This window comes from Leptolyngbya sp. 7M, from assembly GCF_018128485.1.
In genome coordinates, this window is the sequence record NZ_CP070897.1 from 920,642 (window position 1) to 942,075 (window position 21,434).

General features: G+C 49.5%; 22 protein-coding genes. 11 read left to right on the forward strand and 11 right to left on the reverse strand.

The features are described 5' to 3' along the window. Positions 1-10 precede the first annotated feature (10 nt). On the forward strand, positions 11-796 hold the full coding sequence (rsmA, locus tag JVX88_RS04355; protein ID WP_211626075.1) for a 16S rRNA (adenine(1518)-N(6)/adenine(1519)-N(6))-dimethyltransferase RsmA: 786 nt from the start codon (positions 11-13) through the stop codon (positions 794-796). A gap of 33 nt (positions 797-829) precedes the next feature. Further along, positions 830-2,527, forward strand: a complete 1,698-nt coding sequence (locus tag JVX88_RS04360) for a ribonuclease J (RefSeq protein WP_211626077.1) — start codon at positions 830-832, stop codon at positions 2,525-2,527. A 25-nt stretch (positions 2,528-2,552) separates the two neighbouring features. Here the strand turns inward: JVX88_RS04360 and JVX88_RS04365 are convergent, their stop codons facing one another. Continuing rightward, positions 2,553-3,077, reverse strand: coding sequence for a WD40/YVTN/BNR-like repeat-containing protein (locus tag JVX88_RS04365; RefSeq protein WP_211626079.1), 525 nt, complete (start codon positions 3,075-3,077; stop codon positions 2,553-2,555). 200 nt (positions 3,078-3,277) lie between these two features. Here JVX88_RS04365 and JVX88_RS04370 point away from each other — a divergent pair, with 200 nt between their 5' ends. Together JVX88_RS04370 and JVX88_RS04375 are read left to right on the forward strand one after the other, a co-directional pair. After that, complete coding sequence (locus JVX88_RS04370) at positions 3,278-3,976, forward strand: energy transducer TonB (RefSeq protein ID WP_211626081.1); 699 nt, start codon at positions 3,278-3,280, stop codon at positions 3,974-3,976. Beyond that, positions 3,969-4,766 (forward strand): hypothetical protein, encoded by a 798-nt coding sequence (locus tag JVX88_RS04375; RefSeq protein WP_211626083.1) that lies wholly within the window; start codon positions 3,969-3,971, stop codon positions 4,764-4,766. Before JVX88_RS04370 ends, JVX88_RS04375 begins: the two co-directional genes overlap by 8 nt. Positions 4,767-4,950: 184 nt before the next feature. Here the strand turns inward: JVX88_RS04375 and JVX88_RS04380 are convergent, their stop codons facing one another. After that, positions 4,951-6,804 carry a tail fiber domain-containing protein gene (locus JVX88_RS04380; RefSeq protein ID WP_211626085.1) on the reverse strand — a complete coding sequence of 618 codons (1,854 nt, stop codon included), beginning with the start codon at positions 6,802-6,804 and terminating at the stop codon, positions 4,951-4,953. Between the two features lie 41 nt (positions 6,805-6,845). Next, positions 6,846-7,082, reverse strand: coding sequence for a hypothetical protein (locus JVX88_RS04385; RefSeq protein ID WP_211626087.1), 237 nt, complete (start codon positions 7,080-7,082; stop codon positions 6,846-6,848). 230 nt (positions 7,083-7,312) lie between these two features. On the opposite strand from JVX88_RS04385, the gene JVX88_RS04390 reads away from it, so the two are divergent. Then, positions 7,313-9,178 carry a winged helix-turn-helix domain-containing protein gene (locus JVX88_RS04390; protein WP_211626089.1) on the forward strand — a complete coding sequence of 622 codons (1,866 nt, stop codon included), beginning with the start codon at positions 7,313-7,315 and terminating at the stop codon, positions 9,176-9,178. 52 nt (positions 9,179-9,230) lie between these two features. On the opposite strand, the gene JVX88_RS04395 is transcribed toward JVX88_RS04390, so the two are convergent. Together JVX88_RS04395 and JVX88_RS04400 are read right to left on the reverse strand one after the other, a co-directional pair. Beyond that, positions 9,231-11,771 carry an Rne/Rng family ribonuclease gene (locus JVX88_RS04395; RefSeq protein WP_211626091.1) on the reverse strand — a complete coding sequence of 847 codons (2,541 nt, stop codon included), beginning with the start codon at positions 11,769-11,771 and terminating at the stop codon, positions 9,231-9,233. A gap of 433 nt (positions 11,772-12,204) precedes the next feature. After that, positions 12,205-13,527 (reverse strand): S41 family peptidase, encoded by a 1,323-nt coding sequence (locus JVX88_RS04400; protein WP_211626093.1) that lies wholly within the window; start codon positions 13,525-13,527, stop codon positions 12,205-12,207. Positions 13,528-13,629: 102 nt separating this feature from the next. Between JVX88_RS04400 and JVX88_RS04405 the strand changes: the two genes are divergently transcribed. Both JVX88_RS04405 and JVX88_RS04410 read left to right on the forward strand, forming a co-directional pair. Continuing rightward, positions 13,630-14,448 (forward strand): PLP-dependent cysteine synthase family protein, encoded by an 819-nt coding sequence (locus JVX88_RS04405; protein WP_211626095.1) that lies wholly within the window; start codon positions 13,630-13,632, stop codon positions 14,446-14,448. Positions 14,449-14,458: 10 nt separating this feature from the next. Beyond that, entirely contained in the window at positions 14,459-14,884 is a 426-nt protein-coding gene (locus tag JVX88_RS04410) for a hypothetical protein (protein ID WP_211626096.1), read from the forward strand. 51 nt (positions 14,885-14,935) lie between these two features. On the opposite strand, the gene JVX88_RS04415 is transcribed toward JVX88_RS04410, so the two are convergent. From JVX88_RS04415 to JVX88_RS41725, 3 genes are all read right to left on the reverse strand, one after another. Next, entirely contained in the window at positions 14,936-16,174 is a 1,239-nt protein-coding gene (locus tag JVX88_RS04415) for an MFS transporter (protein WP_211626097.1), read from the reverse strand. A 70-nt stretch (positions 16,175-16,244) separates the two neighbouring features. Further along, on the reverse strand, positions 16,245-16,481 hold the full coding sequence (locus JVX88_RS04420) for a hypothetical protein (protein ID WP_211626098.1): 237 nt from the start codon (positions 16,479-16,481) through the stop codon (positions 16,245-16,247). A gap of 7 nt (positions 16,482-16,488) precedes the next feature. Continuing rightward, positions 16,489-16,689 carry a DNA gyrase inhibitor YacG gene (locus JVX88_RS41725; protein ID WP_211626099.1) on the reverse strand — a complete coding sequence of 67 codons (201 nt, stop codon included), beginning with the start codon at positions 16,687-16,689 and terminating at the stop codon, positions 16,489-16,491. A gap of 161 nt (positions 16,690-16,850) precedes the next feature. Between JVX88_RS41725 and JVX88_RS04430 the strand changes: the two genes are divergently transcribed. Further along, the gene (locus JVX88_RS04430; protein WP_211626100.1) at positions 16,851-17,867 is read left to right on the forward strand and encodes a hypothetical protein; all 1,017 of its coding nucleotides are present in this window, start codon (positions 16,851-16,853) and stop codon (positions 17,865-17,867) included. Here the strand turns inward: JVX88_RS04430 and JVX88_RS04435 are convergent. Continuing rightward, positions 17,864-18,877, reverse strand: coding sequence for a site-2 protease family protein (locus JVX88_RS04435; RefSeq protein ID WP_211626101.1), 1,014 nt, complete (start codon positions 18,875-18,877; stop codon positions 17,864-17,866). The two genes, JVX88_RS04430 and JVX88_RS04435, sit on opposite strands and share 4 nt — an antisense overlap. Positions 18,878-18,950: 73 nt before the next feature. Continuing rightward, positions 18,951-19,232, reverse strand: a complete 282-nt coding sequence (locus tag JVX88_RS04440) for an HU family DNA-binding protein (RefSeq protein WP_211626102.1) — start codon at positions 19,230-19,232, stop codon at positions 18,951-18,953. Between the two features lie 79 nt (positions 19,233-19,311). Between JVX88_RS04440 and JVX88_RS04445 the strand changes: the two genes are divergently transcribed. Then, positions 19,312-19,467, forward strand: coding sequence for a hypothetical protein (locus JVX88_RS04445; RefSeq protein WP_211626103.1), 156 nt, complete (start codon positions 19,312-19,314; stop codon positions 19,465-19,467). 81 nt (positions 19,468-19,548) lie between these two features. Then, the gene (locus JVX88_RS04450; RefSeq protein WP_211626105.1) at positions 19,549-20,376 is read left to right on the forward strand and encodes a neutral zinc metallopeptidase; all 828 of its coding nucleotides are present in this window, start codon (positions 19,549-19,551) and stop codon (positions 20,374-20,376) included. On the opposite strand, the gene JVX88_RS04455 is transcribed toward JVX88_RS04450, so the two are convergent. Further along, positions 20,369-20,905 (reverse strand): hypothetical protein, encoded by a 537-nt coding sequence (locus tag JVX88_RS04455; protein WP_211626107.1) that lies wholly within the window; start codon positions 20,903-20,905, stop codon positions 20,369-20,371. The two genes, JVX88_RS04450 and JVX88_RS04455, sit on opposite strands and share 8 nt — an antisense overlap. A gap of 116 nt (positions 20,906-21,021) precedes the next feature. Between JVX88_RS04455 and JVX88_RS04460 the strand changes: the two genes are divergently transcribed. Further along, positions 21,022-21,432: a zinc-ribbon domain and TM2 domain-containing protein gene (locus JVX88_RS04460; RefSeq protein ID WP_263975469.1), complete on the forward strand. Its 411-nt coding sequence runs from the start codon at positions 21,022-21,024 to the stop codon at positions 21,430-21,432. The last annotated feature ends 2 nt before the right edge of the window (positions 21,433-21,434 follow it).

A 21,434-nucleotide genomic window follows, 5' to 3' on the forward strand; every position in this document is an offset into this window, starting at 1 on the left:
CTAAACAGCAATGACAAAGGTCTATGCGAAGAAATCACTTGGTCAAAATTTCCTCGTTGATAGAAATTATATACGGAGGGTAATTAGTTCTGTTTCGCCGGATCCGGGAGACACGATCGTTGAGATCGGGCCCGGACGAGGTGCTCTTACAGAACATCTGGTCGCTAGCGGGGCACAAGTGATCGCGATCGAACTTGACAATGAGCTTGCAGACATTCTCGACGATCGGTTTTCGGGAAGCAGTAATTTCAAAGTTGTTCAGGGAAATGCGATTGAGATAGATCTGTCAAAATTGATCTCGCCAAACACCAAAGCTAAATTGGTCGCAAATCTTCCTTACTATATCTCGACCGCGATCCTCCAACACTTCATAAAGCAGCGAGAGCATCTGTCAGAACTTGTTCTTATGTTCCAGAAGGAGGTTGTCGAGCGTATTACGGCGGAACCAGGAAGCTCCGAACGCGGTTACCTGACCGTTCTGGTCGGTGCGGCCTTTGAGGTAGAGAAACTTTTTTATGTGCCGCCAGCGGCATTTCGACCAGTTCCAAAGGTACAAAGCTCAGTTGTACGTTTGCTGCCGAAACCTTTCTCTATCGCAGACACTAAAGGGTTCACAGATCTGATAAGCTTCGCTTTTGCTCATAAGCGGAAGACTCTTACGAACAATCTACGGGTTGCCTACAAAGATATTTCAAGAGCATTCGCGGCGGCCAATATAGACGGGCAAAGACGAGCTGAAACACTCACCCATGAGGAATGGACCAGGCTTTTGAGTCATCTCGGCCGCGAGATGTGATAACCTAATTTAATTCGTTAGTGGGGTAACCAGTTGCAAAAGATAGAGATAATACCACTTGGCGGGATCGGCGAATTCGGGATGAACTGTATGGGTGTTCGATGCGGCGATGAAATGATCGTCATCGATGCCGGTATGGGATTTCCGGAGGAGACCCCATATGGAGTAGATATATCAATTCCGAATTTCGATTTTCTTGAAGAGTATCGTGACGACCTGACCGCTATAATTCTTACACACGGCCACGAAGACCATATCGGAGCTCTTCCATATATCCTAAAGAAGTTCAATTTGCCTGTTTACGCATCGCGATTCACGATGGGTCTGATCGAACGAAAACTCGACGAGCATAATATGCTCGAAGAGGTTTTATTGCATCGCGTCAAGCCAAACGATGTTGCAGAAGTTGGTGTATTTAGTATTGAGTTCATACATGCTTCGCATTCACTTATTGATTGTTTCTCGCTTGCCATAAACACGCCCGTCGGGACTGTCATTCATACGGGTGATTACAAGATCGATGATACCCCGGTGATCGGGCCAACATATGATCTAAAGACCTTAAAGAATTACGGCGACAAGGGCGTCTTGGCATTGCTCGGTGATTCGACCAATGCGACCGTGCCGGGGCGGACCCCCTCCGAGCAAGATGTGATACCGGCATTTCGCGAGATATTTGAAGAGACCGAGGGGCGGCTATTTGTTTCGACCTTTTCCTCTTCGATCCATCGACTTCAGATCGTATTCGATCTTGCCTACGAATATGGCCGCAAAGTGTGCGTTCTTGGACGCTCAATGATGAAGAATGTAGAGATTGCCGAAGAACTGGGCCTATTAAAGATCCTGCCTGATGCACAGGTTCTTTTGTCAGATGCAAGGCGATATAACGATGACGAAATTTGTTTCATAGTTACGGGCTCTCAGGGTGAGATGCGTGCGGCCCTTTGGAACATGGCGACCTCGACTTACAAAGGACTTGAGATCGAAAAGGGAGATACGGTCGTTCTGTCGGCTCGGATAATACCCGGGAACGAGAAGAATATCAGCCGGCTGATCGGACATCTTTATAAACGCGGGGCAAACATCATCGAAGAAAAGCGAAGATTGGTACATGTTTCCGGGCACGCTTCGCAGGAAGATATTCGAATAATGGTGGAAACCGCACGTCCGAAATATCTTGTGCCGATACACGGCGAATATCGAATGCTGTTCCGGCACAAAGAATTCGTTAAGAACCATATACCAGGCTATACCGATGACAACATCATTCTTATTGAGAACGGCGATATGCTTGAGATAGATAAGTATGGTGCCCGCATCGTTGAGAAGCATGAACTTCACCGGACGTTCATCGACGAAGAGTCGCTCGGAGAGATAGAGTATGATGTTGTTCGCGAACGTAAGAAACTCGCATACGGCGGGGCTATATCGCTTGTTGTTACGGTGAACAGGAAAACGCATCAGTTGGTCGGCGAACCTCACATCACCTTCAACGGAGTAGCGGGTTTGTCAGAGGCGGGGACTGCATCGGCAGGGTCTATTGGGAATTGGCCGAACGGGTTCAGCAATGCGGCGCGACAAACCATTTCAAACGCAGTCGCTGAAATGAAACGCGAACAGATCGCTGATACAGTGGTTTTCCGTGAAAATCTTCGCCTTCATTTAAAGCGCTTCATCCAAAAAGAACTTGGGACAAAGCCGGTCATTGTTACCACTGTTGTTGAGGTCTAGAGCCTCTTCTCATATCTCCAAACCTTCAGATCAAACGGTCCCGAAGCGAGTTGGACAGGATTGTTGACAATACCGATGCGGTTCCAACCGCATTTTTCATAGAAGCGGTGATCAGCTGATAGAATTCATCGACGGGGTCGCTCATCGCGATGCAATTGTCGCGGTCCCAACAGGCGATGGCGTCATAGAATGCCCTCGAATCGGCGTTGGTGAACTGCAATTCCCAAGTTCTTCCGCCGTTGATCGTCTTATAGATCCGCGAGGCGGAGCCATTGCCAATGCTTAGAATGTATGCCGTGTTTCCGTCGAATGCCTCGATATCGCGGAAGTCTAAGTTCTCGGCATCGGGAATCGTTATTACATCCCATCTCCGGCCACCGTCTATCGTCCTTACCACCGTCCCGCCGTTACCGCTTGCCCAAATAACCTGCCGGCTTACGACAGAAAGCCCGCGGAACGATGCGGTCGTATCAACAGTTTGCCGGACCCACTGAGCCGGATTTTCATAACAGAGAAACAACAATAAGATTGTGGCAAACAGGTATCTCATAATTTCAAATCAAGAATACGGAATGGTTGGAGTCGTGATTATCATTCATAGGTAAGCGCGTGTCTGTCATCAGGTTACTCCGATCTTCATATTTGCGCACATCAGATGTTAGTCTATTATGAAACATACAGAGAAATTCTGACTACGGAGGCATGAAGCCCCGCGTGTATCTCGCCCCCGATAAAAGGAGGATCAGTATCGTGCCGAACTTTTTTATCAGATCATACGGCCTCAGGGTTGCCGTCGCTGTGTCGATAATTATCTTAATGGTCGGCTCCGATCACTTCAGTCAGAGCACGCCACAACCTGTTTCGGGGCCGCCCGCGAAACCGAAGGAATTTGTCTTCAGGAACCTTGAGATCATCGATAGACCCGCGCCCGGCTACACTGATTCTGCGCGCGAGAACAGGGTTCAGGGCCGTGTGCGCTTGCAAGTGGTCTTCCTGGCAAATGGCCAGATCGGCGACGTGACTGTTCTGGAGCCGCTTTCGCACGGACTCACCGAGCGCGCCGTTGATGCAGCGAAGCGGATCCGTTTTCGTCCAAAGATGATGAATGACCAGCCGATGGATGAGACCACCATTGTCGAATACGCCTTCAATCTTTATTACGACGACGACGATGACGATATCCGTACGCGGGTGGCTGTGACCGCAGCTCCGAAGCCGGCACTGGCAGCTTCTGAACTTCCTGCAACTTTTGGCGGCAAGATACGCGTCAAAGTATTTTTCTCCGCGCGCGGAAATGCCTCGGTTTTCGAGATGCCCGTTGGGTTACAGTCCGATGTGAAAGCGAAGATCGAAGATGCGGTCCGAAAGATCCGATTTCGTCCCGCAGTTCATCGTTCCGGCTCGCGCGTAAGCGTTGTCCGATCTATCGAATATGCGATTGATGAATAAGAATTCCGCCATTTTAGTGCTTATACTCACATTGTTCGCGATCCTGCCAGCGGTTTCTTTTGGCCAAAACGGAAAAACTTCGAAGGAAGCTGAAGCTGTCCTTGCCCGTTCGGTCGCGGCCCTTGGAGGGGAAAAGTATTTGAATGTTACCACCGCAGTCGGACGCGGAAGGTTCAGCATCATTCGCGATGGGGCTGTCATTTCTTTTCAATCATTTATCGATGTAATAGTTTTTCCGGACAAAGAACGAACGGAATTCAAGGGCGGGGGGATCAAGACCGTTCAAACAAACACCGGCGAGACCGGATGGATATTTGATGGAGATGCGGAAACGCTAAAGGACCAAACACCGACGCAGATCGAAAGTTTCCGCCGCGGAATGCGGGTCAGCATCGACTACTTGCTGCGTGGATATTGGCGCGGGCAAGCGGAACTCGAATATGTGGGGAAACGGCCGGCAACGTTGGGGAAAAGGAATGATGTCGTCCGGGTAACCTACGACGATGGATTAGTGGTCGAATTCGAATTCAGTGCGGATGACGCGCTTCCGGTAAAGGCTATCCACCGTCGAACCAATGCTGATGGTGAGGAGATAACCGAAGAGGACCGATATGCCCAGTTCGTAGAGGTCGGCGGCATCAGGTCTCCCTTCATTATTGATCGATTCACAGCCGGCAAGCATTCCTCACGTATCAACTTCCAATCTATCGAATACAATAAGCGAATTCCGGATTCGATCTTTGTTAAACCATCAAACCCGAAAGACCTCAAGCGAGATCTGAAACTGTAGTTTCAACTTCCGATAGATAGATCTCAGAAAGTTAAGATGGCGGGCATCGCAGAGCCAGTTTCGTCCGTTGCGGTTTTTCCGCAGACTCGCGCAATGCACCGCCAAATCCTAATCACGAAATATCACAAACTGATTATGGTGTGACAAAACGTGGGATAGGAGACCAGATACCGATTTATCTTACTCAGTCGTTTCTGCAATATTTAGATGCGGGCTTGATCTCACATATTATCTCCGTCAGATGATCTATACGATTCTTTTGTTCGTTTACGGTCAATTGAAGAGACTCGATCTGTTCTTGTTGCTGCTTGACCGCGCTGGCAAGGACGGCTGACATTCCGAAGTAATCCACACCGCGCACGATGTTCTCTTTCGACTTTGTTGCAAGCCTTGGTTCGATTTCGTTCACCTCCTCTGCAATAAAGCCGATGGACTTCTTGCCACTTCTGATCCACTCAAATGACACGGGACGGAGTTTGGTGATCAGATCTAGGCCAGAGGTTAAGGTTCCGATATTGGTCTTGTATTGTATGGACGAGAGACAGTCCATTATTCGGTCGCTTCCAGTATCCCAACATACGGCTTCACCCCCGTCGTTACCTGTATTCGCAAGATTGATAAAAACAGTACCTGGAAATCTGGCATTAAAGGATACCCTTAAGTTTCCATTTACCCGAACCTCATCTGAGCCGCGTCCGATCGACACGGTATTGCTATTGCTAACAGTTGATCCGGCTCCGATTGCGGTCGCGAACGTGAGGTTAGTAGCGGATGCATCTGCATTTGCTCCGATGAACGTATTGCTGCTGCCAGTTAAGTTATTCCGACCCGCATCAATACCGACTGCGGTGTTGTTGCTCCCAGTCGCCTCTCTTCCCGCACGGCGCCCGAAATAAGAGTTTCCGCTTCCTACTGTATTCAAGATGCCGGTATTGACGCCGAAGAATGCGTTATCGCTACCTTCGGTATTGCCGGCCCCGGCGGTCGTTCCGAAAAAGGAGTTTGCGGCTCCCGTCGTGTTCGCTCTTCCGGAACCGCTTCCGAAAAAAGAATTAAAACTGCTAGTCGCGTTGCGCCCTGCCTCAAAACCAAAATAAGAGTTCTCATTACCGTTCACGTTTGTAAAGCCCGCATGCCGACCAAAAAAGGAATTCTGTGTGCCGGTAGTGTTTGCTTGCCCTGCGGCCGTGCCAAAGAATGAATTGAAGTTGGCGGTGGTATTCGAATTTCCGGCGGATTGCCCAAAGAATGAGTTTCCACCGCCGGTCGTGTTCGCCTCGCCGGCCGTACTTCCGAAGAACGAGTTTCCGGTACCTGTATTGAGCCTTCCGGCACGATGGCCAAAGAAAGAATTTGAGCTTGAGTTAGTAGTGCTCTGACCGGCCGAATGGCCGAAGAATGTGTTGCCCGTGGAAGTTGTCAATGATGAACCTGCATTGATGCCGACCACCGTGTTCTCGATATTGGAAACCGAAAGAACTCGATTCCCGCCTATATTGTACTGAGTTGCCGCATTCACCGTGTTACCGGACAACGTCCCACCCGCAGTACCATTACCGCTGATGTTAAAATTCGACGAGGGCTGCTGTGTGTTAGTGTTCTGGATATAGTTGCCGCTCCCCGAAGGGATGCCGCCGACCGTTACGGCTTCCGCCGTCGCTGCAGTTAAGCTTCTTACCGCGTATGGGTTACTTGAGATGGGATGTCGAGGGCTAAGCGTTGTGTAAGCTCCGCCGCCTACCGGACGCACCCTGATCTCAATAAAGCGTGAGGAACCTGGAAATTGGTTCCCAAAATCCAAAGAAACCGAGAACATACCATTCGCCACCGAAACTCCGTTTCGTGAGACGGTGCTGCCAATTTGTGTTCCGCCACTTTCTGAACCAAACAACAGGAACTCAAAGTCAAAAGTGCCGGTCGCCGGAGCACCGTTGAGATCAAGACGGCCTTGGTACGTAAATGCAGTTGTTTGAGAGAGAAGGTTTGCCGCTCCCGTTAGTAGTATCCCGATCAATAAGAATTTGCTTGCCCGATTCATATTTCCAACTCTATTGCCTCATTACGATCAGTATCGAAAGATCAGAATGATTGGCCATAGCCAAGATCATTTTGGGGCCCTATTTTCGACCCGATCAGTCTCCGTGCTTTGACTGTTGGCCGCGTAGTCCGATCGGTCTTCAACTCCAATTCAGAGATATGTATCTCGTCCGGTGTATCGGCATAATGAATGCGTTCGCCCCATCTGCAATTGCTGCGTATCCGGATGATCTCCACTGTTTGAGTCGTAATAAGAAATTTCTTTGCAATTTCAGCCATTTGTCTTAAAATTCGGCTCATCATCTAGTGCTTGGCAGACCAGTGATCGCCGTCTATCCGCAGCAAGCTTTTGCCTGTGCGAGGAATATAGAGATGTGTTGAGAGTTATGTCTTGAAACTTTTATCAATTTTTTATGGATTGTTGATTCAATAGATATATGTCCTTTGATCTCAACAACTTAAGTGAGAGCGGACTTTTTAGGGAGTTCGGTTCTTTTAGGCTGGATCCGGTGAAGAAAGTCCTCTGGAGACACAACGAACCGGTACCCTTAGCACTCAAAGAGATCGAGATCCTTGGTGTTCTAACGGCAAAGCCGGGCGAGGTTGTTACCAAAGAGGAGTTGTTGGATCGCGTTTGGGGCGATTCCTTTGTCGAAGAAAGCAATTTGGCCCAGCACGTTTACCGAATAAGAAAAACCTTCCAAAAATTGGGCGAATCGAGCCAGCTGATCCAAACAATACCGAGACGAGGTTACAGATTCACCGGAACCACCAATGAAGTTGCTGTGGGTGATCTGCTGATCGAACGCCGATCGCTGACCCGCACGACAATTGAAGAAGTAACTTCGGTAGGTGATGACCATCGGTCTAAACCCGTAGCGAAGAACTTGTTGGCCGCTGCCGTGATTCGATGGCGGTATGCCGCACTAATTCTTGTCCTCGCAGGCCTGGGTATGTTCGGGTTGGTCTATTCATTTTCGAGTTCGGGCCGCGCGATCGATTCTGTTGCTGTTCTTCCTTTAAGGTGGCTTGACGATACGGGCTCTCAGGATCAACGTGCCCTTGGCCTCACCGATGCTCTGGTTTCTCAATTGGGAAAAGCTGATGGGCTTCGGGTAGTTTCGCTTAGAAGCCAGGGTGATCGGCAGGCCGGGAATGGAGACCCGGTCTCTATCGGACGCCAGATCGGGGTCGATGCAGTCCTAGAAGGTACGGTCCAGCAATATCAGGACGATATTCGTATCTCGCTACGCCTTGTTCGTACAAGTGACGGAGTTCAAATATGGACAACAGCTATCCATGAAAATTCCGAGAACATATTCAAACTTCAGGACCAGATAGCTCTGGAAAGTGCGCGGGCGATGTCGCGCACTCTCCGCCCCGATACTATAAAACACTTAACGGAAAACCGCGGTGCCTATGAAGCATATTTGAACGGTCGTTATATTTCGGACAAACGCAAAGCAGACGAATATCCGAATGCCATTGCTGAATTTGAGCGGGCGATCACATTCGACCCCGGTTTCGCAGCGGCGTATAGCGGTCTTGCAGACGTCTATGCTCTCCAGGCAAATATCAGCACGGGAAATAAACGCGACGCATTGTACAATCGTTCGAAGGAAATGGCTCTAAAGGCCTTGGAACTTGATCCACAGTCGGCAAACGCTTTGACTTCGCTTGCATGGGTAAAGCGGGTTCATGACTGGGACTGGAGAGGGGCTGAGGAGGATTTTCGTAAGGCGATCGAGATAGACCCCAACTATGTGACTGCGAGGCAATGGTATGCATTACTTTTGACGACACTGAAACGGCACGATGAGGCGCTGTTTCATATGGAACGAGCAAGGGAACTGGAGCCGCTATCAAGAAGCGTGGCAATGAACCTTTTTGCTGTAAGGCTTTACCGTGGTGAATACGAAAAATTGCATCCGATCGTAGAAGACCTCGATCGTCTTGCACGAAACGAACCTACAAATGTGCGGTTAAGGATAACAGCGCATTTTCGCAATGCCGATCCGAACGGCGCGGTCGCGGTGGGAAGCGGGGCGCTCGAGCGAGAAAAGGGCGAGATCAAGAGCGATTACCTTGCGGCATTCATGGCAATGTCGTATGCGGCAATTGCTGATAGCTCTAAAGCGCGGCAGTTTATCGAACACTTAGAGAGAAGAGCGAAGGAGAGTACGGAAGCGGCGTATAGACTTGCCCAAGCTTATTCTGTGATCGGTGAAAAAGACCGAGCTATTCAACTTCTTGAACACTGTTATCACGAGCGGGATGACCGGATGGTGTGGCTTGCGGTGGAACCCGAGTTCCAAAGTTTACGAGACGACCCTAGATTCAAGGTGATCCTAAGGCAAATGAACCTTTCTGAATAAAAAGAGCCGGTCGCATTGCCGGCCCTTTTACAATCTGGTTCTGGTCTAAATCTCAAACAAAAGCAAAATCGAACTGTGCCTGGTGGATATGCGGATCAGCAGTCAAGTCCACATTTTCCAGATAAGCTTCGATCTCCTCGAGAACCGTCCGTTCTGTTGATCTAAGAGCTGCGGCAACATCCGGATGAACACGCAGCGTAGTCTGACGGACATCTTCAAGCTCTTTTGACAATCTTCTGGACTCTGCAAGTATCTCATAGCAAACAGTTTGCGGCGATTTTACCCATCCGGCGCCTTCGCAGTATTCGCAAGGCGCGCACATTGTCCGTTCGAGCGATTGCTTTACACGTTTGCGGGTCATTATTATGAGCCCGAAATCGTTGAACGACAGCACCTTCGTTGGCGATCGGTCCGATGCAAGAGCCTCTTGAAGAGCCTGAGACACCTTATGGCGGTTTCGGCGGTCTTCCATATCGATCAGATCGAGCACGATTATCCCACCGAGGTCTCGCAGGCGTATCTGGCGTGCGATCTCTTCGACCGCTTCCATGTTGGTCTTAGTAATGGTGTCCTCAAGCCTGGCATTTCCCTTGCCAACGAACTTGCCCGTATTAACGTCGATGGCTACCAGAGCTTCGGTCTGATTGATAACAAGATATCCGCCGGATCTCAGCCAAACACGCGGCTTCAGGGCCTTGTCGATCTCCTCCTGAACACCGTATGCGTCGAGGATCGGTTGTTCGCGTGTGTAAAACTTGACGCGGTTTACCATGCGCGGCTGGATCCTATTTATGAATTCGACCGTTCGGAGATACTCTTCCTCACTGTCAACGCGGATCGCGGTAAAATCGTCAGAAAGCTGGTCGCGAAGCAGTCTTTGTACCAAGTCAAGGTCTTGATGAACGAGCGCCGGCGATTTCGCTTTCTCTGATGTTTTCTTGATGTCCTGCCAGGTTCGGACCAGGTAGCGTGCGTCCTGTCGCAGATCCTCTTCCGATATACCAATACCGGCTGTTCGGACGATGAATCCCCCGGACGGAATGTCTTCTTCGGCCCGGATCCTTTGAATAAGCGACCTTAGTCTGCCGCGTTCATTCGAAGACTCTATCTTTCGCGAAACGCCGAGATGTTCGATCGTCGGCATGTAAACGAGGAAGCGTCCGGGCAATGCAATATGGGAAGTAATACGTGCGCCCTTTTTAGCAATCGGTTCTTTTGCGATCTGGACAAGTATCTCTTGTCCTTCACGAAGCAGATCCGAAATGGTCGGGGTTGGCATCCTTTCACGTTTGTCTCCGCGGCCATTACGATTCTCATTTCGATCACGCTCGCGTCCCCGATTCTTGTTACGTCCAGAACCTTTCCTTCCGTTGCTTTCGCCGCTTGATCGCTCGTCGGTGACCTCTTGCTGACCATCTTGTTCTTCAGCGGATACTGATGAATTGAGTGCCGTTTCATCTTTGTGTTTATCACTTTCTTCTAATTCTTTGATCACATCATCAAATCCGAGAAGATGTTCTCCCGAATTTCCGTTCTCATCCTTTTTAGCTTTACTTCGTCTGCGTCCGCGGCCGCCTCTTCTGGCGGACATTGCGGAGGTATCCGGAGCTTCTCTAACTTCTGCCTCGGCATCCGGCAAGATCTCAGACCCTCCAGCAACTATATCTTCACTGTCTTTCTTCTTTGTTGTTTTTGATCTGGTGGTTGCCGCTTTTTTGCGAGTTGGTTTTTTCTTCGGGGCTTCTACTGCATCGCCATCTGATCCAGTCTCATCGTCCGGCTTGACCTTTTTCTTTGTTCGCGATCTTTTTTCGGTGGCCGCACCGGCTTTCTTTGTGGTGCGTTTCTTTGGTTTTTCAGGCTCTGTCTCGTCCTCATCGTCGGCGATACGCTCAAATGCAGCGCCTTCTGAAGAAACTTCAGTAAGTAGAGAGCCTACCTCGGCTTCATCGATGCTCTCCATATCAAATTCGACTGCCCTTACCTGATCCACGATCGCCTCTTGCATATAGGCGTCCTTGAAAAGTTCGCCGGTATCTTCATCGTCCACAATGCGTTCGAAACCAGAATCGTCAAACTCGATAAAGGTTTCACCTGCGGTCAGCTCTTGTTCTTCCTCAGTGTTCTTCCGATCTCGACCCCGCCTCGACCGTTTCTTTCCTGTCTCCTTAGATTCCCTCGGCATGGGCTCATCTATCGGCTCAGCAAGCTCGGCAAGCGGTTCGGAAATTTCCTGGGCAGATTCCATTTGCTTCTCACGTTCGATCCGTGCCCGTTCGATCTTCTCATTTGCCTCGCGTTTTGCATCTTCCTTTGAGCCTTTCTTGGATCGTTCCATTACGATACGTTCGATCTCTTCTTCTTCATCGAAGAAATCGGAGACATAAAGGAATGCATCGCGTTCCAAGCCAATAGATACAAATGCGGATTGCATGCCGGGTAAAACGCGCTGTACCCTTCCCTTGTAAATATTGCCGGCAATGCCTGAATTCTCTTCGCCGCGTTCGATATAGAACTCGGTCACCTTTCCGTTATCAAGAATGGCGATCTTCTTTTCGCGTCCATTGACGCTGATGATCATTTCTTTAGACATTTAGTCTTACTTTCCTTGTTATTGATTTTGTAGAGGTCGCAGGGCGGGTCGTTGGTGCAGTTTTTTCAAGCGCTCTGAGTGGAGCGCAGAGAGATCACACGCCTAATACACGTTCACTTCGATGCTTCGGGCTAGAGGCCCCATAGCAATAGGATTTGTTTTAGTCACGCAGGATCTTTGCAATCGGCACGGGCAAAATAGTTTGCCGTCCCTGATTCGGGGAGCGATCTAAAACCCATATCGGCAGATGCTCAACCCATTCGAAAAATCTGTTCTGTTCCGAAGCATTTCGGAAATTCTCAACGATCTGCCTGTAAATGTCATCGTATGTTCGGACATCCGACGCGGCGACCTGACAACTACTATAAGCGAATTCATTCGATTCGTAAACGAGAGAGGAGAGGTTCTATAAACTAATGTTGCTCACCGCGCTTTAGCGAGAGAAACGAATGAATTCAACTGCCCGCTCCAGTTGAGCATCTCGTCCGGCGAGGAGCGCTTCAGTTGCCTGGTCCACGGCGATGTCAGGCGAAACACCGGCTCCTTCCAGCGGCTGGTCTTTCGGGGTGCGATAATCTGAGATCGCGTACTGGAAAAGTGCTCCGGTCGGAAGCGTTTCAAAAACGGATGGAAGCACAGCTCCCGAGGATACACCGCCTATCAATGTTGCGCGTCCAATGTCCCGCATTCCCGCCGCGAAGACCTCGCTGGTCGAAGCTGTTCCGTGATCGGTCAATATAACAACTTTTCCGCGGAACGGATTGATTTGTGGATACACTAGGAATTGAATCGAGCGTTCGCGGGTTCGCATCGTGCCGAGCGATGCCTTTTCAGACACAAGGTAACCTGCCAACGAGGGCGCCATTGCCCCGATACCGCCCGGATTGCCGCGAAGATCGATGACCAGGCCGGAAACTGTCGATAGGTCTCGGACCGCATTTCTTAACTTGGCCAACTGCGGCATTACCCACATATTGAACCGTACGTAAACAATATCAGGTGCAATTGATCGGGATTCAAAGTGGACTTGCTGAGCAGGAAAGTTTCCAAATGGACGCGACATTTCTCCTTTGAATTCTTCCCGAGTGATCGTTGTCTGCTGGATCATCCGGTTTCCACCGATAAATTCAAGCGAAACAGTGGATCCGGGTTTTCCGTTTATCCTTGTCTCAAGATGGCGTTCAAGATAGACCTTGCGTGATTGTTCTGTTAGGGCTCTTCCGACTAGTGTTTTTTCATATGCGATGAGGATCTCAGAGGCCTTTTCGGCATCTATTCGGGAAATTACAAATCCCTTTCGCACTCCAGCCCGATCGCCGGGACTTCCCGGATCTACTCGGTTCACGACGGGCTCGCCGTCTATCATTATAATGTCGATGCCCACGTAGCCTGTTTCCCGGTTAACTTGCTCCGCGGTCAGGTTCATCGGATGAATTCCAAAATGGGAAAGCTTCAGTTCATTGAGCATTTGGCGAAGAATATTGTGAAGTTCTTCGTCGGAGGCGGCACGTTTGGTAACAGGTTCATATTTCAGCCGTATTTTTCCCCAATCAACCCCGCCAAAGGTCGGATCAAAATGCCGGTCATTCACGGTTTTCCAAACCTTCTCGAACGATGCGAGCCGACGGGAAGCAGCATCATCGGGCGGCGTAACAATAACTACAGGTGCCTGTGCGGGAGCCGCATAGAAAAAGAGGGCTATAAAAACCAGAAAAAGGCCAAATCCTCTAAGTTCTTTTGATAGGTGCTTGGTCATACTTGCTTGCCATTATGCGCGAGAGCATTTGGTCAGGCCGGATATTGAGTAAAGCGCGGCTAAGGGATATATTATCAGGTCATAAGACTGACTGATAAATATATGAAATTTTCTGAGAACGTACTTGAGCTGATCGGCAATACGCCGCTAGTGCGCATAAACAATCTTACCAAGCCGCACAAAATAAAAGCGCAGATCTTTGCGAAGATGGAAAGCCTTAACCCCGGATACTCGGTAAAGGATAGGATCGGGGTGTCAATGGTCAATTGGGCGGAAAAGGAAGGCGTGTTAAAAAAAGGCGGGACTTTGATCGAGGCAACTAGTGGTAATACAGGGATCGGACTTGCGCTCGTAGCTGCAGTTCGCGGATACAAATGCATTTTTGTTCTTACTGATAAAGTCTCGGTGGAGAAAATGAGGTATTTGAAGTCGCTCGGCGCGGATATAGTTGTATGTCCCGCTGCCGCAAAACCTGGAACGCCAGATCACTATGTAGAGACCGCGAAGCGCATCTCACATGAAACACCGAATTCATTCTATCCTGATCAATATAATCATCCCGCAAATCCCGCGGCACATTATGCAACGACCGGCCCCGAGATCTGGCGCGATACCGAGGGCAAGGTCACGCATTTTGTGTCGGGGGTCGGAACCGGCGGAACAATAAGCGGTACCGGAAGATTTTTGAAGGAGATGAATCCGAAGATAAAGGTGATCGGTGCGGACCCGTATGGATCGATATTCAAAACGTATAAAGATTCGGGCAGAGTGCCGGAAGCTACCCCGTATCTTGTCGAAGGCATCGGGCAGAGCCTGCCGGTCGGCAACGCTGATATGAGCGTCATTGATGAAATAATTAATGTTACGGACTCCGAATGTTCAGCCCCCGTCTCGAACAATGCGCTCCTATTCAAGCGGTAATTGGCTTAGAATGAGCGTTCCGTCAAATTGGCGCGAATTTGCCGGTCAGAATGAGGTAACGTTTGCTCCCGAAGGTGCTTACGGTGATCAGGGAATAACCCATGGGGCGATCGTTGGGATGTATCGCGGTCGCGGCGGAGACCTTATGAACGATACCCGTGACCTTGTAAACGGCTTGCTCCAGGCAAACGGCTATTTACAGGCGCGTACAAACCTTCAGAATGCCAGGATCGCTGGTCGTCAGGGTTATACGGTCGAACTTAGGGGCACGTCGCCGGTTACCCGTAGGGTAGAGAACGTTACGATCTTTACAGTTTCTCTCAGAAATGGGGATACGTTCTGGATCGCGGCCGTATCACCTGAAAATGAATCGTTCAATTACAACAACGCTTTCAGAACGATGATCAACTCGATACGTTTGAATGATTTCAGCTGATCGATGATGATCCCATCAAACCAGATCCGGCAGGCGGAAGCATGGCCGGATCTAGTTTTTTTGTTTTCGCTCTATTCTCAACGAAAGAAGCAACACCGCTGCGGCGATCGAAATACCCGCGCTAACGATAAAAGCCGCCTCCGCGCCGAAAAGTTGCCAAAGCCCACCGAACATAAGTGAGGCAGGAAGCACCGTGACACCGAACGCAAGATTATAAAGTCCGTATGCCGTGCCCCGTTTTTCGGCATCGACCATATCTGCGACGAGAGCTTTCTCCGCACCCTCGGTGAGACCAAAATAGCACCCGTATAGCACAAAGAGCATCCACGCCTGCCATTCAGCGTTGACGAAGGCAAATCCAAGATATACTGCCGAATAAACCACCCATCCGCTGATGATCATTGCTTTTCGGCCCACCGAGTCTGAAAGCTCGCCGCCAACCAGAGAGCTGAAGACCTTGCTAAAATGCAGGACCATCCAAAGAAGCGGCAGCATTGCGGGAGCAACTCCAGCCTGCTCCGCACGCAGCAAGAGGAACGCATCCGTAGAATTTGAAAGCGTGAACAGCGCAAGTATCAGGAGATATCGCTTGAAACTGCCGTCAAATCCGTCCAGGGAAAGTTTGGGCGATACGGCGGATTCTTCTGCTGGCTTCTTAGGCTCGTGAACAAAAAAAACAATAACGAAAAGGCCGACAGCGACAGGGATCGACGCGTAAAGAAAAACGCTTTGGTATTCGGCTAGGGTCGGATTTTCAGGGTCTGATGCGAGATATGTCAGCAACATAAATGCGACTATCGGCCCGACAACAGCTCCCAGATGGTCAGCAGCTCTGTTAAAGCCAAATGCCATTCCGCGCCGATCCTCAGGCACTTCTGCCGCGAGTAATGCGTCACGCGGTGCCCCACGTATTCCTTTTCCAACACGGTCAGTCATTCGGACGACAAGAACCTGCTGCCAACTGGTTACAAACGCGAGCAACGGACGCATTATCGCTGCCAGCGAATAACCCAAAAAGACCGGTAATTTTCGTTTAGCGAACTTGTCACTCAAATACCCCGAAAAAAGCTTTAGTATGCTTGCGAGCGATTCGGCAATGCCTTCGATAAGACCGATCGCGAATGGCGTAGCACCGAGTGCAAGGAAGAGAAAGGCGGGAAGAAGCGGATATATGATCTCACTTGATGTGTCATTCAAAAAGCTTACAAGGCTAAGTGCGAAAACGGTCGGCGGCAGCCCACGATAACGCTGCCAGAACCTCCTGATCGGGTTAGCTCTCTCGATATTCATCTAAATCGAAAACAGGCTTTACGCCTGTTCCATGATGCCCTCCGACCAACTTAAATGATCGATAGGATTTTCACTTTTTCCGGGAATTAGTCTCGCGGACCGGCTTTGCTGCATCGCCCTTGGAAACTAGAAAGAAAACGGTAATGACGGTCGCCATAACAGCAAACAATACTGTAGCTATTATGGTTAGTCGGATAGCCATTCTTACGCTCCGTTTTAGTAGCCGAAAAACAAAATAGATCAGAATTGCAAATATAAGGCACGCAAAGCCGATAGCAACGAATATGGCGGTTGGGATCTCGAACATAGCTGATCTATTTACGTAGCTGCTCTGCTTTCTGTAGTAACTCTAGGTCTTCTTCCGTCATCTCAACCGATTCAACGGGAAGTGCATACTCTTCATCGATCCATGCTCCAAAGTCGATCAATTTGCATCTTTCAGAACAAAAAGGGCGATGGTCATTATCTTCATATTGGGTTTGTTTTCCGCATGATGGACACTTTACGAACGTCATAATCGGAAAGGTTATCACAGCGAAATGCTGGGAGTTAGTCTGCCGACAGCATCAAAGCCATCAAAAATGTATTGTATGATGTCCTGAACGGTGCAATGATAAATTGCTAGACAGTGAACTTAACCCCGGAACGCATCGTATTCCGGTAAAGAAGGAAAGCCATGAATGATTATCGCGATAAATTTGAAAAGTGGCAGAAGGAAGCAAAAGAGAAGTTTGAAGAGATAGACAAACAGCTCGGTATTAAAGAAAAGATCGGCGAGGGAGCTAAGACCGTAATTGAAACCGCACAAAAAGGTGCGGAGAAGATCAAGTCCGAGGCGGAAAAAACCGAGGTCGGCCGACAAGCGGTCAAGGCGGCTGAGGAAACGCTGAAAACGGCTGGATCTACCGCGCGAAAGGTATGGGATGCAAGTGAGCCTGTCCGTGAGGTCGCTGAAGAAGTTGGGGAACGTGCAGGTGAAGTTGCCGCCGAAGCAGGTAAAACAGCAGGCGATGTTATCTCCAGCGCAGGTGAAAGGGCTACTGAATTTTTTGAAGACGCCAAGAATAAGGTTGGTGCGAACGTGAAGCGTGCCACCAAACTGCTCGACATCGGAGCCGGATGGACGCGAACGGTCGATTCTGCGATGCGGTCGCTATCAACAGCTTCAGATTGGATTCAGAGAGAGCCGATCCAGGCTGCAGCTACAGGTGCTTCGATGATCGTAGGAGCCGGATTAGGTGTGGTCTTCACCGGAATAAGTTCACATTGGCTTTTGAATTCCGCTCTGCCAGCCTGGTCAGTGAAAAAATTGAGCGAAGGCTTCAATGACTACCTCAAAAGTCAGGAAGAGAAGATAGCAGCCGGAAATCTTGACGAAGCAAAGGCCGAAAAGATCAAGTTCGAAGCAGATATCGCCAGGAAAATAGGAGCTCCGCTCCTTGGAGCATTTTCATTTGCATCCGGAGCAGTAATGATGACTAATGTTCTGAATCCGAAAACAGTGACTGGAGCTCCGATCGACTGGATACTTCGCGGCAATCCAATGCTTGAGGGTGTTTGGTTCTTTGGGAACGGAATGGTTTGTTTCAAAACAAGTTATGATCTTTTCATGATCGCGCTTGACGGCCAGAAAGACATTGAAAAGATGATCAAAGAGATCAGGGCTTTGCTGCCTGAAGGCTCAGGCCACTAAACGATCTTTATTGGAAATGGAACAAAACTGAGCGCAAAGATAATAAGCGTTACGAAAGCGATAAGTTTTCGTTTGCTATCCAACGGGCCAGTATCCCAAGGCCGTGGGTGGCCGACCCTCATCATTATTCCAAGCAGGATCGCTATCAGAAATCCACTCGGGCTGTTGAAGTAAAAGAATCCGACAACCGAAAGGATCGCCATAACGGCAAATGCGAGCCGTCCGATCCAATAATGTACTCGCTCACCAAAAACAGCGTACATTGTGTGTCCGCCGTCTAATTGTCCAGATGGGATGAGGTTCAGGGCCGTAACCAGCAGTCCGACCCACGACGCAAAATAGAATGGATTTCCAAATCCAAGATGCAGATCAGTCCCGAACACCGAAGCAATGATATAAAGAAGAAGCGGATTTGCAAAAACAAGCCCTCCGTGTCCGCCAGCGGAGGTGTCACCCATGACGACACCCAGGATCGCAACAGGTATCAGTGCGATAAAACCTGCGATCGGTCCGGCAACACCAATATCGAATACAGCTTTACGTGAGGGCATTGGAGACATGATCTTAATGAACGCTCCGAATGTTCCTGCGGGACCGATCATTGGTGGTGTTGGGATAAAGAAAGGGAGTGTCGCATCTACACCGTAGATTCGGCACGCAATGTAGTGTCCAAGTTCGTGGACGATCAAGATCAAAAGAAGTGAAATCGAAAAACTGAGTGAATAGAAAAGCGTTTCACCATCGGAGGCAAGTAGCGCCAGCACACTTGTTATCAAAGCTATGTAACGGCCAGGGAGCGAGGCGAGCAGTTCGATCAGTTCTGAAAGATTCTGCGGATCCGCATCAGGTAGTATTGGCACCTTGCCGAATGGATATAAAGTCCCTGCGATAGTTACAGTGATCAAAGTGACGAATAGTAAGAGCGAATGGCGAAAGTAGGCGCGTGATGTCGGCCGCATCGCACGTCGTTCAAAGATCACCGAGCGTTCAAATGAATGGAGTTCCTGCATAAAAAGATCGCAGGCATCAAGTGTATCAAATCCACACCTTCAACCTGCGATCTGTTCCAGAGTTATCTTGGTCTTAATCCATAACGGCCTGTGCCGTAAGCTCTTTGCCGGGCTTGAACCGAATGGTCTTACCTGCCGGGATCGGGACCTCGGTCCCTGTCCGGGGATTCCTGCCTACGCCTCTTTTGCGCGGCTTAACTACAAAAACGCCGAATCCGCGAAGTTCTATCCGCTTACCTGCGGCAAGTGCGTCCTTCATTGCGTTGAAAAGTGAATCGACAACCTGTTCCGCCTTTTGCTTTGAAACTCCCGTCCGATCAGCGACGTGGTTGACGATGTCCAGCTTGATCATCATTTCCTCCTATATATGTTTAACTGTGGAAAGAAACAACGTTAAGGCGACCGAATACAATGATAAGTCTCTAAATCTACTTATGTCAAGATTTAGAGGCAATAGGACGTTAGTCTCCCTGAATTTGACTGAATATTATGCATTGCAGGTTTGGCTGACCGGCACTTTTCTCAGCGAAGTGTTCGTCGCTTGGTTAAAGACCAAGGAAACAATTGGTGATTGTCCGATCGATCCTTAAGAAAGGATACGTCTTCTTTTTTATCCTGACGAATGTTACAATCCGAGAACTTTAACCTTAACGAACTGACGGGAGAGCCATATGCGTTGGAGAGATCAACGTCAAAGTGTAAATGTAGAGGATCGCAGAGGAATGGGTCGGGGTATCGCTTTTGGCGGTGGTGGCATAGGTGTGCTGATACTTGCGGTTATCGTATGCCTGCTTGGCGGTGATCCAAGGCAATTTCTTGAAACAGGCATTCCTCAGCAAACTACACAGGCACCGGCACCTGCGGACAACCAGACGAATAAACCCCCGGATCAAAACGAACAATTTGTACGTGCCGTTCTCGGAAGCACTGAAGATGCCTGGCGGACGATATTACCGCAGCAGGCAAGACAGAACTATAGGGATCCGGTGCTGGTTCTGTTTGATGGACAGGTATCCTCAGCCTGCGGCTATGCGAGCGCGGCAATGGGGCCTTTCTATTGTCCGGGCGACTATAAACTTTATCTTGATTTTGCCTTCTTTCGCGAACTTGATAGCGAATTTAAGGCGCCTGGCGATTTTGCCCAAGCGTATGTGATCGCCCATGAGGTTGGGCATCACGTCCAGAATCTTCTGGGCACGATGGCAAAGGTACAGAGGGCCGGGCAGAACAATCAACTGTCTGTAGCCCTGGAACTGCAGGCCGATTGTTATGCCGGCATCTGGGCAAACTTTGCTCAAAAGAAAGGGCTTGTAGAGACCGGAGACATCGAAGAAGCTCTACGCGCTGCGGCCGCAGTCGGCGATGATATGATCCAGCGACGCACACAAGGTTATGTTGTTCCGGAATCGTTTACTCACGGTTCGGCCGACCAACGCCAAAGGGCATTTGCAATCGGGATGCAATATGGAGAAATACGTCGGTGTGAGGTCTTTAAGTAGTTGGCGTAAAAGGCCGGCCAAAGGTCTCCTGATAGATCCAGCCCAAAACACGTGCCTCGGCGGTACAAAGAGTTTCTAGCCAACAACTTGTTAAATAAAGCCTTCGCTCGGCATTGGTGGTGAGGAAATCGGCTTTGTTTAGCCAGGACCGCTCTGGATCCTGATCGAGGTTATTCGATTCCGTGATCTCGCGTCTTGTTTCCCTAGCCTCGTGCAGGGCGGCGAGAACATCGTTAAGCCAAAGCCCTAGTAGCGGTTCAGACGTGTTTTCCTTGAAGGCTTGGTATGCGCCGAGTGCAAAACGCGCTTCTGCATTCTCAAACGGAAAGATCACCAAACCTTGGCTCTCATCGTCCCTTTGCTTCCAATTGAAAAGCTCCTCGGTCATCGGGTGACGCATTCTTGCTGTTCTTTCATCATAATTCAGAAACCATTCGATGACGTCAGCTACCCAAGAGTCGTCGATGCCGCCCGATCCATTTCTGCGGATCCCGGGCGGTCCCGACACTGCACTGGCAGAATTCTCCATACAGTCATTATTTCATCGGAGACTCACGATAGCAATCCTTTGTTTACTCCGCTTTGACAATGGCGCGCGCCAGAATATACTTATTCCGCCAAGACACCTCAGGAGATAAACCAGATATGGCCACAAATTATGTTTCCTGCCCTAACTGCCGCTCGCAGAATCCGGGCAATTTCACGACCTGCACGAATTGCGGAACGATGCTCCCGGTAAGTCCTATGCCAATGCAGCCTATGGGCGGACAGACCACATTGCCCGGAGCTGACAAGAAGATCGCTGCTGGTATTTGCGGCATCATTCTCGGCGGGCTCGGAATTCACAAGTTCGTCCTTGGATATCAGCAGGAAGGCATCATTATGCTGTCCGTTTATCTTGTCTCGTTCATCATCGCGATAGTTACGTGCGGGATAGGCACGCCGCTTATTTTGATAACAACGGTGGTAGGTATTATTGAGGGGATAATTTATCTCACCAAATCGGACGAGGAGTTTGTTCAGACCTATATACTGAACAAGAAACCTTGGTTCTAAAA